The sequence below is a fragment of the Serratia sp. SCBI genome (assembly GCF_000747565.1).
GTDB classification, from domain to species: Bacteria; Pseudomonadota; Gammaproteobacteria; order Enterobacterales; family Enterobacteriaceae; genus Serratia; species Serratia ureilytica.
Genome location: NZ_CP003424.1, coordinates 176,595 through 191,405 on the forward strand (window position 1 = coordinate 176,595; position 14,811 = coordinate 191,405).

General features: G+C 59.8%; 13 protein-coding genes and 4 tRNA genes. 12 read left to right on the forward strand and 5 right to left on the reverse strand.

Annotation, left to right across the window (positions count from 1 at the left end; translation table 11 throughout):
* Position 1 precedes the first annotated feature (1 nt).
* The 6 genes from wecG (at position 2) to SERRSCBI_RS00780 (ending at position 3,141) form a co-directional block, all read left to right on the forward strand.
* Positions 2 to 742 carry a lipopolysaccharide N-acetylmannosaminouronosyltransferase gene (wecG, locus tag SERRSCBI_RS00755; RefSeq protein WP_033631482.1) on the forward strand — a complete coding sequence of 247 codons (741 nt, stop codon included), beginning with the start codon at positions 2 to 4 and terminating at the stop codon, positions 740 to 742.
* 364 nt (positions 743 to 1,106) lie between these two features.
* Complete coding sequence (locus SERRSCBI_RS00760) at positions 1,107 to 2,510, forward strand: amino acid permease (RefSeq protein WP_004934226.1); 1,404 nt, start codon at positions 1,107 to 1,109, stop codon at positions 2,508 to 2,510.
* A 135-nt stretch (positions 2,511 to 2,645) separates the two neighbouring features.
* Positions 2,646 to 2,722, forward strand: a tRNA-Arg gene (locus tag SERRSCBI_RS00765).
* 63 nt (positions 2,723 to 2,785) lie between these two features.
* A tRNA-His gene (locus SERRSCBI_RS00770) sits at positions 2,786 to 2,861 on the forward strand.
* Between the two features lie 42 nt (positions 2,862 to 2,903).
* Positions 2,904 to 2,990, forward strand: a tRNA-Leu gene (locus SERRSCBI_RS00775).
* Between the two features lie 74 nt (positions 2,991 to 3,064).
* Positions 3,065 to 3,141 (forward strand) — tRNA-Pro (locus SERRSCBI_RS00780).
* A gap of 871 nt (positions 3,142 to 4,012) precedes the next feature.
* Here SERRSCBI_RS00780 and hemY read toward each other — a convergent pair.
* Genes hemY through hemC form a run of 4 tightly spaced genes read right to left on the reverse strand, consistent with a single transcriptional unit; the run spans position 4,013 to position 8,038 of the window.
* Entirely contained in the window at positions 4,013 to 5,209 is a 1,197-nt protein-coding gene (gene hemY / locus SERRSCBI_RS00785; RefSeq protein WP_033645031.1) for a protoheme IX biogenesis protein HemY, read from the reverse strand.
* A gap of 3 nt (positions 5,210 to 5,212) precedes the next feature.
* The gene (gene hemX, locus SERRSCBI_RS00790; protein WP_033645029.1) at positions 5,213 to 6,337 is read right to left on the reverse strand and encodes a uroporphyrinogen-III C-methyltransferase; all 1,125 of its coding nucleotides are present in this window, start codon (positions 6,335 to 6,337) and stop codon (positions 5,213 to 5,215) included.
* A gap of 22 nt (positions 6,338 to 6,359) precedes the next feature.
* Positions 6,360 to 7,100 carry a uroporphyrinogen-III synthase gene (hemD, locus tag SERRSCBI_RS00795; protein ID WP_004934231.1) on the reverse strand — a complete coding sequence of 247 codons (741 nt, stop codon included), beginning with the start codon at positions 7,098 to 7,100 and terminating at the stop codon, positions 6,360 to 6,362.
* Positions 7,097 to 8,038 carry a hydroxymethylbilane synthase gene (gene hemC, locus SERRSCBI_RS00800; RefSeq protein ID WP_033652430.1) on the reverse strand — a complete coding sequence of 314 codons (942 nt, stop codon included), beginning with the start codon at positions 8,036 to 8,038 and terminating at the stop codon, positions 7,097 to 7,099. The genes hemD and hemC overlap by 4 nt, the downstream gene beginning before the upstream one ends.
* 315 nt (positions 8,039 to 8,353) lie before the next feature.
* Here hemC and SERRSCBI_RS00805 point away from each other — a divergent pair, with 315 nt between their 5' ends.
* Positions 8,354 to 10,906 carry a class I adenylate cyclase gene (locus SERRSCBI_RS00805; protein WP_019452546.1) on the forward strand — a complete coding sequence of 851 codons (2,553 nt, stop codon included), beginning with the start codon at positions 8,354 to 8,356 and terminating at the stop codon, positions 10,904 to 10,906.
* 36 nt (positions 10,907 to 10,942) lie between these two features.
* On the opposite strand, the gene cyaY is transcribed toward SERRSCBI_RS00805, so the two are convergent.
* Entirely contained in the window at positions 10,943 to 11,263 is a 321-nt protein-coding gene (gene cyaY, locus SERRSCBI_RS00810; protein ID WP_033645025.1) for an iron donor protein CyaY, read from the reverse strand.
* Positions 11,264 to 11,341: 78 nt separating this feature from the next.
* Here cyaY and SERRSCBI_RS00815 point away from each other — a divergent pair, with 78 nt between their 5' ends.
* From SERRSCBI_RS00815 to yigB, 5 genes are all read left to right on the forward strand, one after another.
* Positions 11,342 to 11,548: a lipoprotein gene (locus SERRSCBI_RS00815; protein ID WP_084587942.1), complete on the forward strand. Its 207-nt coding sequence runs from the start codon at positions 11,342 to 11,344 to the stop codon at positions 11,546 to 11,548.
* Between the two features lie 71 nt (positions 11,549 to 11,619).
* Complete coding sequence (gene dapF / locus SERRSCBI_RS00820) at positions 11,620 to 12,444, forward strand: diaminopimelate epimerase (protein ID WP_004934244.1); 825 nt, start codon at positions 11,620 to 11,622, stop codon at positions 12,442 to 12,444.
* Positions 12,441 to 13,154, forward strand: coding sequence for a DUF484 domain-containing protein (locus SERRSCBI_RS00825; protein ID WP_042783445.1), 714 nt, complete (start codon positions 12,441 to 12,443; stop codon positions 13,152 to 13,154). The genes dapF and SERRSCBI_RS00825 overlap by 4 nt, the downstream gene beginning before the upstream one ends.
* Complete coding sequence (xerC, locus tag SERRSCBI_RS00830) at positions 13,151 to 14,062, forward strand: tyrosine recombinase XerC (protein ID WP_033645020.1); 912 nt, start codon at positions 13,151 to 13,153, stop codon at positions 14,060 to 14,062. Before SERRSCBI_RS00825 ends, xerC begins: the two co-directional genes overlap by 4 nt.
* Positions 14,062 to 14,778, forward strand: coding sequence for a 5-amino-6-(5-phospho-D-ribitylamino)uracil phosphatase YigB (gene yigB, locus SERRSCBI_RS00835; RefSeq protein WP_033636653.1), 717 nt, complete (start codon positions 14,062 to 14,064; stop codon positions 14,776 to 14,778). The genes xerC and yigB overlap by 1 nt, the downstream gene beginning before the upstream one ends.
* The last annotated feature ends 33 nt before the right edge of the window (positions 14,779 to 14,811 follow it).

The window sequence follows — 14,811 nt, forward strand, 5'->3', positions numbered from 1 at the left end:
GATGGAAACAAAGATTTCGGTGCCGCAGTATGAGCTGCGCGGTTTCAGCCTGTGGGGCTTTCGCGATATGGCGCACTGCATGGACTTTCTGTTCGACGGCGGCCGGGTCAAACAGGGCACGTTGGTGGCCATGAATGCGGAAAAGATTCTGAAGGCGGAAGAGGACCCGGCGCTGCATGCGTTGCTGGATGAAGCGGAGTACAAGTACGCCGACGGCATCAGCATGGTGCGCTCGATTCGCCGCAAATACCCGGCGGCGGACGTTTCGCGCGTCGCGGGCGCCGACCTTTGGGAAGCCTTGATGCAGCGCGCCGGCCGTGAAGGCACGCCGGTCTTCCTGATCGGCGGCAAGCCGGAGGTGCTGGCGGAAACCGAACGGAAGCTGCGCAGCCAGTGGAACGTTAACCTGGTGGGCAGCCAGGACGGCTATTTCAAACCGGAGCAGCGAGAGGCGCTGTTCGAGCGTATTCGCGCCAGCGGCGCCGCCATCGTGACGGTGGCGATGGGATCGCCGAAGCAGGAGATCCTGATGCGCGACTGCCGCAAGGTGCATCCGCAGGCGCTGTATATGGGCGTGGGCGGCACCTACGACGTGTTTACCGGCCATGTGAAGCGTGCGCCCAAGGTGTGGCAGAACCTCGGTCTGGAGTGGCTTTACCGCCTGCTTAGCCAGCCCAGCCGCATCGGCCGGCAGCTGAAGCTGTTGAAGTTTGTCGGCTACTACTACAGCGGCAAAATGTAATCGCTTATCCGGGGGAAATGTGTCGGTTCGCCCCGGTCTGCTGTACCAATAATCTGCTTTTGCCTATTTCTCCCACATATCTATAACCCCCAGCCCTAAACGTCGCCGCATTTATTCCATAAAGTTTTAAATTGCGGTTTGCTTATAGCGACGAAATGCGAAACGATACCGCCCGGAAATTATCCCTGGCCGCTGAAGCCTGATGCGACAGCGCTGAACGATGTTCTTCTCACGGTAACTTCGCTCCGACTACCCGTTGATGCCAACCCGAACGGCAGGGGATGATTTATTCTTTTAATAATGACAATAACGACCGGCAGCGGCCGGCAGGCAAACACAACCCGAGAAAAATTATTGAGGATTTATGGCACACAAAGAGAAACCGCAAGGGCTACATCGAGGCCTTGAGGCCCGGCACATCGAGCTTATCGCTCTCGGGGGCACCATTGGTGTCGGCCTGTTTATGGGATCGGCCAGTACGCTGAAATGGGCCGGGCCGTCGGTACTGCTGGCTTACATCATCGCCGGGCTGTTCGTGTTCTTCATTATGCGTTCGATGGGGGAGATGCTGTTCCTCGAGCCGGTCGCCGGGTCGTTCGCCGTTTACGCGCATAAATACATGAATCCCTATTTCGGCTACCTCACCGCCTGGGGGTACTGGTTTATGTGGATCGCCGTCGGCATTTCGGAGATCACCGCCATCGGGGTGTATGTGCAGTTCTGGTTCCCGGAAATACCGCAGTGGGTCCCCGCGCTGATCGCCGTGGCGATGGTGGCGCTGGCCAACCTGGCGGCGGTGCGCCTGTACGGTGAGCTGGAGTTCTGGTTCGCCATGATCAAGGTCACGACCATCATCGTGATGATTTTGGTGGGGCTGGGGGTGATCTTCTTCGGTTTCGGCAACGGCGGTGAACCTATCGGTTTCGCCAATCTGACGGCGCACGGCGGCTTCTTTGCCGGCGGCTGGAAGGGCTTCCTGTTTGCGCTGTGCATCGTGGTGGCGTCCTATCAGGGGGTTGAGCTGGTGGGCATCACCGCTGGTGAAGCCAAAAACCCGCAGGTGACGCTGAAACGCGCGATCAACAATATCCTGTGGCGCATCCTGATCTTCTATGTCGGCGCGATCTTCGTCATCGTGACCATCTTCCCGTGGAACGGCATCGGCACTACCGGCAGCCCGTTCGTGCTGACCTTCGCCAAGATCGGCATCGTCGCTGCTGCCGGCATCATTAACTTTGTGGTACTGACCGCCGCGCTTTCCGGTTGCAACAGCGGCATGTACAGCGGCGGCCGCATGCTGTACGCCCTGGCCAAGAATCGCCAACTGCCAGCGGCGCTGACCAAGCTTTCCGCCAGCGGCGTGCCGGTCAACTGCATCGCCGTCACCATCGGCTGCCTGTTGGTGGGCTCCGCGCTGAACTACATCATCCCTAATCCGGAGCAGGTGTTCGTCTATGTCTACAGCGCCAGCGTGTTGCCGGGCATGGTGCCGTGGTTCGTGGTGCTGATAAGCCAACTCTATTTCCGCCGCGCGCACAAGGAAGCGATCAAAAACCACAGCTTTAAGTCGATCATGTTCCCGTATGTGAACTATCTGACCATCGCTTTTCTGGTTTGCGTGCTGGTCGGCATGGGAATCAACCCGGATACGCGAATTTCCCTGCTGGTCGGGGCGATTTTCTTAGCGGGCGTCAGCCTGTGCTACTTCGCTTTCGGCATGCATAAGAAACATCATCCGGCTGAAAATCGGGTAGAAACGCGGCAATAAACGGTGAAAAGGGGCTACGGAGTGCGCTTTCCTGCGCAGGAGTGAGCAAAGCGTAATCAAACGCAACATTTCTGCGAAAAAGCACTAGACAGGATTGGCGTAAATCCGTAGTATCCCCTCCCGCAACGGCGCTACGCGCCCGTAGCTCAGCTGGATAGAGCGCTGCCCTCCGGAGGCAGAGGTCTCAGGTTCGAATCCTGTCGGGCGCGCCATTAAGTTTGTGCGCAGGAGCTGCGGTGGTAATATTACCGCGTGAGTAAGAAGAAGTAGTAATGGTGGCTATAGCTCAGTTGGTAGAGCCCTGGATTGTGATTCCAGTTGTCGTGGGTTCGAGTCCCATTAGCCACCCCACTTCCTAAGCGAAGTGAAGATTTAGCAGTATTTTGTGACAGTGCGAAGGTGGCGGAATTGGTAGACGCGCTAGCTTCAGGTGTTAGTGTTCTTACGGACGTGAGGGTTCAAGTCCCTCTCTTCGCACCACGCAAAATATCTGATAAATATAAGATTTATATGGACAACGGTCTGATAAATCGGGTAGTATGAGCAACACAAATCGGCGAGTAGCGCAGCTTGGTAGCGCAACTGGTTTGGGACCAGTGGGTCGGAGGTTCGAATCCTCTCTCGCCGACCACTTTCAAAGAAACCGACGCAAGTCGGTTTTTTTACGCCTGCAGTTTATGAGGATGAGCACCTCCGCAGGAGGTTCGAGCCTCGTGAAGCGAGACGACGTTGCTTTAGCAACGGCTCGAAGGGCGTTTACATCCTGGGGCGCGCGTCATCTTTCTCTCGCTGACCAGTTTCAAAGAAACCGACGTAAGTCGGTTTTTTTACGTCCGCCGTTTATGAGGGTAAGTCCTTCCCGCCGCGACGAAACGCATAGCGACCAACCCGTGCAGCATTGCACGGGTTTTTGCGTATCTGAACATTGGCATTTTGTCTCAACCGGCACGTGTGTAGGTTTTCAGCGACAATGTGGTTCGACGTTGTCGCCAGTTTGAGACATATAATCCATTGATTTTAAACATTAAAAGTGGCTTTGGCTTAAGTCGTCGTTTTACGGCGACAGCATCAGATCGGCCGTGGGTAAAGAATGACAGGGGACGGCATGCTGAGCGAAAGTTAGGAAGTAAATAAAAATTCAATATTTTCAATCAATTGAATGCTATTTTTTATAGCAACTTTCCTGGGTCTGAAAGTTGGCACGCCAAGTGCAATACCTACAGCGTAGATGCTCATTCCATTTCTTATGTTCGCCTTAGGCTTCATAAACCCTGGGAATGACGCAGAGCCGATTTAGGGTGCCTATCGCCCACGAGAACGATGACTAACCCGTCATCACGCTCAGGGCAAAACGTTGAGTGAGGCACCGCCCCTGTTGTCCTAGACCTGATTGCTTCTTTATACACTTGCCATGCGGCAAGTGTTTTTTTTTGCGCTGCAGCAAGCTAACGGGCAAAAAAAAGCGTGGCACCGAGGCCACGCTTTCTCTGCCGGGCGGGCGGTTATTCGCCGCCGTTCTGTTTCAGCGTCAACATCAGTCCTTCACGCCGCATCTGCGCCGCTTCATCCGAACGATGCAGTTTCTCCAGCGTATCGGCCAGCCAGGCGTAATCGTAGGCGTCCGGACGCTGTTTCAGCGCTTCGCGGAAGGCGTCGGCCGCCTGCTGCCACTCGCCGTGCTTCATCAGCAACTGCCCCAGCGTGCTGTTCAACAGCGGCGTCGCGCCGTGCTGCTTCATCTGCTGACGCAGCGCTTTCTCAAGCTGCTCGGGGTTGCCGGACTTCAGCCGTGGCAGCAACAGCACCAGGCGCTCGTCATATTGGCGTTTCAGGCCGTCGAGCACAATCTCCTGCGCCAGTTCGTGGTCGTTGCATTCGATCAGGTGCTCCACCATCGCGATTTGCAGCGGCACTTCGTGACGCGTCTTGCGGCTCTGATCTTTCCACCAGCGCTTCAGGCCTTCGCTGCCTTCGTCCGCCATCGCCTGATTCATCAGCCCGATGTAAGCCTGTTGCTGCAACGCCTGCAGCTGCTCTTCGCTGTGCAGTTCGATTTTACGCATCGACGGCAGCACTTCCAGCAGCGACGCATAGGCGCCGGTGCGCAGATAGGCTTGTTCCGCCAGGCGCAACACTTCCGGATGGCGCGGCGCTTGGTTCAGCAGGCGATCGACGCCGTGGCGCGCGGCGTGGTTCTCGCCCTGCGCCAGCTGGATGCGAACCCGGGTGATATCCACCGGCAGCTGATCGGTATCGGCGGCTTCGGCGGCCCGCTCCAGATATTGGTTGGTGCGGAAGTCATCGCCGCGTTGCTGCGCAGCCTCGGCGGCCAGCAGATAGTTCACCACCGGCTGTTCGGCGTGATCGGCGTTGCGCGTCATCAGCTTTTCAACCTGCTTGTAGTCGCCCTCCGCCAGTTTGATCAGCGCGGCTTTGGTTTGCTGACGCGCGCGGGTGCGCTTGCGGCCGATAAACCAACCGCGCGTGCGGGCGCCGGTACGGAAGATGCGGCGCAGGATCCACTCGATCGCCAGCAGCACCACGAACAGCAGCACCAACATGATCACCAGGCCGGTGACGCTGGTTTCAATATTGTAGTTATCGGTCTGGATCAGCACATAGCCCTGATGCCCGGCCAACATCGGCCCGAGCACCACGCTGGCGATCACCACCAGGAACAGAAATAGCACGCGTAACATGGCTTAACCCTCCTGATGAGCGGCAGGGGACTGGGTCATCAGGTTGCGCACCCGGGTCTGCATCACTTTTTCGAGCAGCGGCTGGCTTTTCAGCTGATCCGGCACGTCCATCGAGATCGACTGTTGGCTCAGGCTGTCCAGCTCTTCAAGGAAGGCCTTGGTCGCCGGGTCGGTGGTGTCGAAATAGGCGCGCACCCAGGTGGAGACGGTTTCCAGCGACTGCTTGTAGGTCTCGTTCTGGTGACGCGGAATGGCCTGTGCGGCCACCAGCAGGCGCGAACGGATGTTTTCGCGCAGGTAGATGTCCTGATTCGGGGCCAGCAGCGGTTCGGCGCTGGTATCGCGACGGCGGATGGTGATGAAGTCGGCCATGAAATTGCGCCAGCTCTTGGCCAGGTTCTGCCGCCATTCGCCGATCGAGCCGGAGAGCTCGCTGCTGTTTTGATCCATCGGCGCTTCGTCGGTGTCGTTATCGGCCAGGCGTAGGTTATCCACCTGATTGGACAGCTGATTGACCTTGAGGATGATGCCGTCGTAATCGACCTGGGTCAGCGTAGAAAGCGTGCTGATGTCTTCGGTAATGGCGCGGCGCACGTCGAGCAGGCTCGGATCGTTCATGTCCGCCAGGCTGGCGTCGGCGCTTTTCAGCAGCGCGGCGGCGCTGGTCACGTCCTGATCGCTCCATAGCTTGCGGCCGGCCATTTTCACCAGGAAATCGGCCTGCGCCAGCAGCCAGGTTTTGGCGTCGCTGCCGGAGATGGTCGCCACTTTTTCCTGCAGCTCGCTCAGTTGGCGCGCCAGGTTCGCCTGCTCGCGATCGGCGGCGTCCAGGGTTTTACCCTGCTGTTGCAACAAGCCTTCCAGCGCATTTCTTTCCTGCTGCTGGCTCTGCTTCACGCCGTCAAGCTGCTGCTGCAGCGCCTGATTGGCGGCGATCAGCTGTTGTGCCTGCTTGTGCGTATGGTAATAACCGCCCGCGCCGAGGGCGATGACCAGCACGATAGCGATCGCGCCGAGCACCGGGCCGGTGTTCTTGCCTTTGCGGCTGGCAGCGGCTGGCTGCTGGGAGCTCTCAACCGCGGTGGTGGGTTCTTCAACCGGGGCGGCTGGGGTATTTTGTTCCGTCATAGTGGCACATCCCATAGTCAGATTATTGTAGCGCGCGGATCAGCGCGTCATTATCGGCGTTGTCAGCTACCCGAATCGTACGCCAGCCCAATTCCCGGGCGAGGGTAGCCAGGCGTTCGCTCACTACTACCAGGCGGCAACGCAGCAGCCATGAAGAACGATAGTAATCAGGAACTAAAGTATAGAGCTGTTGTAACATTTCACCGCTGGTCACCACCAGCGTATCCACACCGGCGCGCTGCCAGTGGGCGCTTTGCTCGCTGCCGTCGTAGTGCACCGGGCTGCGTTGATAGCATTCATAATAGCTGACCTCGGCGCCGCGCTCGCTCAGCGTCGACCCCAACAGTTCGCGGCCGCCGTTGCCGCGTAAAATCAGCGCGCGTTTGCCCGCCAATTTTTGCAGCGCCGGCAGCAGCAGCAGCGTTTCGCTGATCTCGCGTTCGCGCGGGTATTCCACCGGCAAACTGCTGATGCGGTGCAGCGCCAGCCCGGTGGTGCGGCCGATGGCGTAATAAGCCAGGTGAGCGGGCCAGCTCAGCCCGGCGCGGCCGATAACCGAATCGGCATAACTCACCGAATGTTGCGACAGCACGAAGACCAGATCGCCGGCGCTAAGCTGCTGCAACGCCTGCGGCAGCTTCGGCAGATCGCCGCCCGGCGCGAAGTCGATCAGCGGTGCATGATAGGCAACCCGGCCGAGTGCGCGCAGCCGGCTCACTAACAGCTCCCCCGAAGGCGATGGGCGGGTTACCAGGATCGTCATGCCGGCGGATTTCCCTGATAAACCTTGCGCAGGATCTCGCGCGCGCCGCGCGCCAGCAACTCTTCCGCCAGCTCAACGCCCATCCGTTCGGCCTCGGCGGCCGGGCCGCGGCGTTCGCCGCGCACCATCTGGCTGCCGTCCGGCGCGCCGACCAGGGCGCGCAGCCACAGGCTGTCGCCATCCAGTTCGGCATAGCTGCCGATCGGCACCTGGCAGCCGCCTTCCAGGCGGGTGTTCATCGCCCGCTCGGCGCGCACGCGGGTTTCGGTGGCCGCATGGTTCAGCGGCGCCAGCAGCGCGCGGGTGACGCTGTCGTCGAGACGGCATTCAATGCCGACCGCACCCTGGCCGACCGCCGGCAGGCACTCTTCGGCGCTCAGCGGGCTGCGGATGCGTTGCTCCAGGCCTAAACGCTTCAGGCCGGCCACCGCCAGGATAATCGCGTCGTAGTCGCCGTTGTCCAGCTTGGCCAGGCGAGTGCCGACGTTACCGCGCAGGTCGCGCACGACAAGATCCGGGCGGCGTTCACGCAGCTGGCACTGACGGCGCAGGCTGGAGGTGCCGACCACGCTGCCCAGCGGCAGCTGATCGAGCGAGGCGAAACGATTGGAAACAAAAGCGTCGCGCGGATCTTCGCGTTCGCAAATGGTGGTCAAACCGAGCCCGGCAGGGAAATCGACCGGCACGTCTTTCATCGAATGCACGGCGATGTCGGCGCGGCCTTCCAGCAGCGCGAGCTCGAGTTCTTTAACAAACAGGCCTTTACCGCCGACTTTCGCCAACGGCGTATCCAGAATAACGTCGCCGCGGGTGACCATCGGCACCAACTCGACCTGCAGGCCGGGATGGCAGGCCATCAGACGTTGCTGCACATAATGTGCTTGCCAAAGTGCAAGCGGGCTTTGTCGGGTGGCAATTCGAATAATTTTGTCTAACATGCTTGTTACCGTTTTTATATTTCGCCATCCATCCTACCACTGAGAGTCAATACTGTCAGTGCAAGAAGCCGGAGGCGGAAAAAGGACAACGGAATCAAAGGGACGTGTGATGTGCTTTGGGGCAGTTAACACTGCGGGTAAATCGTTTAGGGAAGCGCTACAATAATTGTGAAGCGTTACCTCCTTTACGGTCAATCAGCAAGGTGTTAAATTGATCACGTTTCCAGCAATAAGTCGCCAAATATTCTTCTTACACTAACGGCGCTTATGGAATACGGGTTTTTTCTAAACACCGGGATAATCAGGCGAGACGTCTTGTACCTCTACATCGAGACATTGAAGCAGAGACTGGATGCGATCAATCAGCTACGCGTCGATCGCGCCCTGGCGGCTATGAAGCCCGCGTTTCAACGGGTATACAGTCTGCTGCCCACCTTACTGCACCACCACCACCCGCTGATGCCGGGTTACCTGAACGGTAACGTTCCCCACGGCATTTGCCTCTACACGCCTGATGAAACTCAACAAGATTACCTGAACGATTTAGAAGACAAATGGGGCAGCCCGTTTGACAAACCGGCCAGCGGCGAGCTGCCGATCACCGGCGTCTATTCGATGGGCAGCACCTCGTCTATCGGCCAAAGCTGCAGCTCGGATCTCGACATCTGGGTCTGCCACCAGTCCTGGCTGGACAACGAAGAACGCACCCGCCTGCAGCAAAAATGCAGCCTGCTTGAGAAGTGGGCCGCGTCGATGGGGGTGGAAGTCAGCTTCTTCCTGATCGACGAAAACCGCTTCCGCCATAATGAAAGCGGCAGCCTGGGCGGCGAAGACTGCGGCTCGACGCAGCACATCCTGTTGCTGGACGAGTTCTACCGCACCGCGGTGCGCCTGGCCGGCAAACGCATCCTGTGGAACATGGTGCCGGGCGAAGAAGAAGCGCACTACGATGAATACGTGCTGTCGCTGTACGCGCAGGGCGCGCTGACGCCGAACGAGTGGCTGGATCTCGGCGGCCTGAGTTCGCTGTCGGCGGAAGAGTACTTCGGCGCCAGCCTTTGGCAGCTGTACAAGAGCATCGATTCGCCTTACAAGGCGGTGCTGAAGACCCTGCTGCTGGAAGCCTATTCCTGGGAATACCCCAATACCCAACTGCTGGCGACGGACATCAAACATCGCCTGCACCAGGGCGAGATCGTCAGCTTCGGGCTCGACGCCTACTGCATGATGCTCGAGCGCGTCACCCGCTACCTCACCGACATCAACGACACCACCCGCCTCGATTTGGCCCGTCGCTGTTTCTACCTGAAAGTGTGTGAAAAGCTGTCGCTGGCCAAGGCCTGCGTCGGCTGGCGGCGCGAGATCCTCAGCCAATTGGTCAGCGAGTGGGGCTGGAGCGAAGAGCGTCTGGCGATGCTGGACAACCGCGCCAACTGGAAGATCGAGCGAGTGCGCGAAGCGCACAACGAACTGCTCGACGCGATGATGCAGAGCTACCGCAACCTGATCCGTTTCGCCCGCCGCAACAACCTCAGCGTCAGCGCCAGCCCGCAGGATATCGGCGTGCTGACCCGCAAACTGTATGCGGCGTTCGAAGCGCTGCCCGGCAAGGTGACGCTGGTGAACCCGCAGATTTCACCGGACCTGTCGGAAAACGATTTAACCTTTATTCATGTGCCGGTTGGCCGCGCCAACCGCACCGGCTGGTACCTGTATAATCAGGCACCGGCTATGGATTCGATCGTCAGCCATCAGCCGCTGGAATATAACCGCTACCTGAACAAGCTGGTGGCCTGGGCCTATTTCAACGGCCTGCTAACGCCGCAGACCCGCCTGCACATCAAGAGCGGCAATCTGTGCGACACCGCCAAGCTGCAGGAGCTGGTGGCCGACGTTTCCCATCACTTCCCGCTGCGCCTGCCGGCGCCAACGCCGAAAGCGTTGTACAGCCCGTGCGAGATTCGCCATCTGGCGATCATCGTCAATCTGGAAAACGATCCGACCGCCGCCTTCCGCAATCAGGTGGTGCACTTCGATTTCCGCAAGCTGGACGTGTTCAGCTTCGGCCAGCAGCAGCAGTGTTTGGTGGGCAGCATCGATCTGCTGTATCGCAACTCCTGGAACGAAGTGCGTACCCTGCATTTCAGCGGCGAGCAGTCGGTGCTGGAAGCATTGAAAACCATTCTCGGCAAAATGCACCAGGACGCCGCGCCGCCGGAGTCGGTGGAAGTGTTCTGCTACAGTCAGCACCTGCGCGGCCTTATTCGTACCCGCATTCAGCAGCTGGTGTCGGAGTGCATCGAGCTGCGCCTGTCCAGCACCCGGCTGGAACCCGGCCGCTTCAAGGCGGTGCGCGTCGCCGGGCAAACCTGGGGGCTGTTCTTCGAGCGCCTGAGCGTGTCGGTGCAGAAGCTGGAGAACGCGGTGGAGTTTTACGGCGCCATCTCCAACAACAAGCTGCACGGCCTGTCTATCAAGGTGGAAACCGATCAGGTGCATCTGCCGCCGGTGGTGGACGGTTTCGCCAGCGAGGGGATCATCCAGTTCTTCTTCGAAGACACCTCAGACGACAAGGGCTTCAACATCTATATTCTGGATGAGTCGAATCGGGTGGAGGTGTATCACCACTGCGAGGGCAGCAAAGAGGAGCTGGTGCGCGACGTCAGCCGCTTCTATTCCTCGTCGCACGACCGCTTTACCTACGGCTCCAGCTTCATCAACTTCAACCTGCCGCAGTTCTATCAAATCGTGCAGCTCGACGGGCGCACGCAGGTGATCCCGTTCCGCAGCAACGTGCTGTCCAGCCTGTGCGTGACGGTGGCCGACGGCGCCGCTCAGCCGCTGAAGCAGCAGTTCCAGCTGCATTGACGCCGCAAGGGCTCGGTTGCCGAGCCCTGCTTAGCCTCAGGAAAAACTCAGTTCCTCGCCGGCCTGCGCGCTGGCCGCTTCGCTGAGCAGTTGGTAAAACGGCTGCCCGCTGCGATCGCATACCCAGACGCCGTCGCGGTAGTTGAAGTGGTAACCGCCGGCCTTGGTGGCGAGCCACACCTGGTGCAGCGGCTCCTGGCGGTTGATGACGATTTTGGTGCCGTTTTCGAAGCTTAGCGTCATCACGCCGCCATTGGTTTCGTAATCGATATCCGCATCGCCGTCAAAATCGTCCAGTGTCTCTTCAATATTCAGCATCAGCTGGTCGGCCAACTGGTGAAACTCACTGTCGTTCATATTCAATTCCTATTGCTTTTCATGATCCACCTGCGATTATAGAGACCTTGGACGCATGAATTACAGGCATTAATGCAAATGAAAAAACAACTACGCTATGCGCTGATGGCCGTTCTGGTTACCGGCCTCGCCGGCTGTGGTCTGAAAGGCCCGCTTTACTTCCCACCTGCCGACTCCGCCGGCCAAAAACCGGCCAAACCGCCGGTGCAAACGGGCGATCAGCTGCAAAAGAACCAGCAGGAGCAGTCTGGCTCTCAGCAAAAACCGTCGATGGTTGCCCAGTAACACCCGGTTTGCGGTGGCGAGCGCCGCCGCAAAATCAAGACGGATAGCGCGTCCAGATAGCGGAGTATGATATGCAGTTCTCCAAAATGCACGGTCTGGGCAACGACTTTATGGTGGTCGATGCCGTTACACAGAATGTCTATTTTTCACCTGAGCTGATCCGCCGGCTGGCCGATCGGCACCTGGGCGTCGGCTTTGACCAGATGCTGGTGGTAGAACCGCCTTACGATCCCGAGCTGGATTTTCACTACCGAATTTTTAACGCCGACGGCAGCGAAGTGGCGCAGTGCGGCAACGGCGCGCGCTGTTTCGCGCGCTTTGTGCGGCTGAAAGGGTTGACCAACAAGCGCGATATCCGCGTCAGCACCCAAACCGGGCGTATGGTGCTCAGCGTCACCGACGACGATCTGGTGTGCGTCAACATGGGTGAGCCGAATTTCGATCCGCAGGCGGTGCCGTTCCGCGCCGCCAAGGCGGAAAAGACCTACATCATGCGCGCGGCGGAACATACCGTGCTGTGCGGCGTGGTGTCGATGGGCAACCCGCATTGTGTTTTGCAGGTGGATGATGTAAAAACCGCCAAGGTGGAGCTGCTTGGGCCGGTGCTGGAAGGGCACGAGCGCTTCCCGGAACGGGCCAACATCGGCTTTATGCAAGTGGTCAGCCGCGATCACATCAAGCTGCGCGTTTACGAGCGCGGCGCCGGTGAAACGCAGGCCTGCGGCAGCGGCGCCTGCGCGGCGGTGGCGGTAGGGATCCAACAGGAATTGCTGTCAGAAGAGGTGCATGTAGAACTGCCGGGCGGCAGCCTGCATATTCGCTGGAAAGGGCCGGGCAATCCGCTGTTTATGACCGGTCCGGCAACCCATGTCTATGACGGATTTATTCATCTATGAAAAGCGTAGAAGAACAGAGCGTCGCCGGCCTGGCGCTGGATGACGACGCCGTGATGCAGTACCTGCTGCAGAACCCGGATTTCTTTATTCGCAACGCGCGCCAGGTTGAGCAGATGCGCGTGCCTCACCCGGTGCGCGGCACCGTTTCGCTGGTGGAATGGCATCTGGCTCGCCAGCGCAATCACATCGAACGGCTGGAAGAAGAGATCACGCTGTTGATGGAGCAGGCCAGCGCCAACGAAGGGCTGTTCGCTAGACTGCTGCACCTGCAGGCCGATCTGGCCACCGCCGACAGCCTGCAGGACATGCTAAACCGGCTGCAGCGCTGGGCGCGCGGCTTCGGTTTGGCCGGCGCCACGGTTCGGCTGTTCGCCGAGCGCTGGAATATCGGCGCGCCTTCCGATTTCACCCACCTGGCGCTGATGCGTTCGGCGTTCGAGCCGTTCCGCATTCAGCGGCTGGGCAGCGAACAACACTATCTCGGCAGCCTGAACGGCCCCGAGCTGCTGCTGCTGTTGCCGCAGGCCAAACAGATTGGCCAAATTGGCTCGGTGGCGCTGTCGATGTTGGGCGACGACGGCGAGCTGGGCATGGTGATCTTCAGCAGCCGCGATACGCAACATTATCAGCAGGGCATGGGTACGGTGATGCTCAATCAGCTGGCGCGCATGCTGCCGGCGCTGCTGGAACGCTGGATCGAACGCGCATGACGCCGATTGCGCCCAGCCTGCAGCAGCCGGTGGACGCTTTTCTGCGTTATCTCAAGGTAGAACGGCAACTCAGCCCGCTGACGCAGCTCAGCTATTCACGCCAGCTGACGGCGCTGATGCGCCTGGCGCAGGAGATCGGCGTCACCGACTGGACGACGCTGGACGCCGCCCGGGTGCGCATGCTGGCGGCGCGCAGCAAACGCGCCGGTCTGCAGTCCGCCAGCCTGGCGCTGCGGCTCTCTTCGTTGCGTAGCTTCCTCGATTGGCTGGTCAGCCAGGGCGTGCTGCACGCCAACCCAGCCAAGGGCATCCGCACGCCGCGCAGCGGCCGCCATCTGCCGAAAAACATCGACGTCGATGAAATGAACCAACTGCTGGAGATCGATCTCAACGATCCGCTGGCGGTGCGCGATCGCGCCATGCTCGAGGTGATGTACGGCGCCGGCCTGCGCCTCTCCGAGCTGGTGGGGCTGGATTGCCGCCATGTCGATATGGCGGCCGGCGAGGTGTGGGTGATGGGGAAAGGCAGCAAAGAACGCAAACTGCCGATTGGGCGCACCGCCGTCACCTGGCTGGAACACTGGCTGGCGATGCGCGATCTGTTTGGGCCGCAGGACGACGCCATGTTCCTGTCCAATCAGGGGCGACGCATCTCGACGCGCAACGTGCAAAAACGCTTCGCCGAATGGGGCGTGAAGCAGGGCGTCAATAGCCATATCCATCCGCACAAGCTGCGCCACTCCTTCGCCACCCATATGCTGGAGTCCAGCGGCGATCTGCGCGCGGTGCAGGAGCTGCTCGGCCACGCCAACCTGACCACCACGCAAATTTATACCCACCTCGACTTTCAACATCTGGCGAACGTGTACGATGCCGCGCATCCGCGCGCCAAACGGGGGAAATCCTGATGCATTTTTATCGCCCGCTGCGCCCGCTGGCGGCGCTGACTTTCGATCTGGACGACACGCTGTATGACAACCGTCCGGTGATCCGGCAAACCGAGCAGCAGTCGGTGGCCTTCCTGCAGAGCTACCATCCCGGCCTGAACGGCTTCCAGTCGGCGGATTTCCACCGCCTGCGCCAGGAACTGCGCGAGCAGGATCCGGAGATCTACCACGACGTCACCCAGTGGCGCTGGCGCGCCATTCATCTGGCGTTGAGCCGGCAGGGGCTGCGCGACGCCGAAGCGGCGATCGGGGCCGATGCGGCGATGCAGAATTTCGCGCTGTGGCGCAGCCGTATCGAGGTGCCGGAAGCGACCCATGCCACGCTGAAGGCGCTGGCGGCGCGCTACCCGCTGGTGGCGATCACCAACGGCAACGCCGATCCGGCGCAGTGCGGCCTGGACGGCTACTTTCAGTTTGTGCTGCGTTCCGGGCCGGACGGGCGCGCCAAGCCGTATCAGGACATGTATCACCTGGCCGTCGAGCGGCTGGGCGTGGCGCCCGAGCAGATCCTGCACGTGGGCGACGATCTGACCACCGACGTGGCCGGCGCGCTGCGCGCGGGGCTGCAGGCCTGTTGGATCAACGATCGGCAACGCAGCCTGATGCAGGCCGCCGACAGCCGCCTGCTGCCGCATATTGAGATTTCGCAGTTGGCATCGCTGACAGCATTGTTATAATCCCTGCCAGAACTCTGTATAAATTTCCAGTGA

Excerpts from the sequence above, each read along its gene's own strand:
- xerC (WP_033645020.1), top strand. The coding sequence starts at position 13,151 with ATGACGCCGATTGCGCCCAGCCTGCAGCAGCCGGTGGACGCTTTTCTG.
- hemD (WP_004934231.1), bottom strand. The coding sequence starts at position 7,100 with ATGACGATCCTGGTAACCCGCCCATCGCCTTCGGGGGAGCTGTTAGTG.
- SERRSCBI_RS00760 (WP_004934226.1), top strand. The coding sequence starts at position 1,107 with ATGGCACACAAAGAGAAACCGCAAGGGCTACATCGAGGCCTTGAGGCC.
- hemY (WP_033645031.1), bottom strand. The coding sequence starts at position 5,209 with ATGTTACGCGTGCTATTTCTGTTCCTGGTGGTGATCGCCAGCGTGGTG.
- hemX (WP_033645029.1), bottom strand. The coding sequence starts at position 6,337 with ATGACGGAACAAAATACCCCAGCCGCCCCGGTTGAAGAACCCACCACC.
- cyaY (WP_033645025.1), bottom strand. The coding sequence starts at position 11,263 with ATGAACGACAGTGAGTTTCACCAGTTGGCCGACCAGCTGATGCTGAAT.
- dapF (WP_004934244.1), top strand. The coding sequence starts at position 11,620 with ATGCAGTTCTCCAAAATGCACGGTCTGGGCAACGACTTTATGGTGGTC.
- wecG (WP_033631482.1), top strand. The coding sequence starts at position 2 with ATGGAAACAAAGATTTCGGTGCCGCAGTATGAGCTGCGCGGTTTCAGC.
- hemC (WP_033652430.1), bottom strand. The coding sequence starts at position 8,038 with ATGTTAGACAAAATTATTCGAATTGCCACCCGACAAAGCCCGCTTGCA.
- SERRSCBI_RS00815 (WP_084587942.1), top strand. The coding sequence starts at position 11,342 with ATGAAAAAACAACTACGCTATGCGCTGATGGCCGTTCTGGTTACCGGC.
- SERRSCBI_RS00825 (WP_042783445.1), top strand. The coding sequence starts at position 12,441 with ATGAAAAGCGTAGAAGAACAGAGCGTCGCCGGCCTGGCGCTGGATGAC.
- yigB (WP_033636653.1), top strand. The coding sequence starts at position 14,062 with ATGCATTTTTATCGCCCGCTGCGCCCGCTGGCGGCGCTGACTTTCGAT.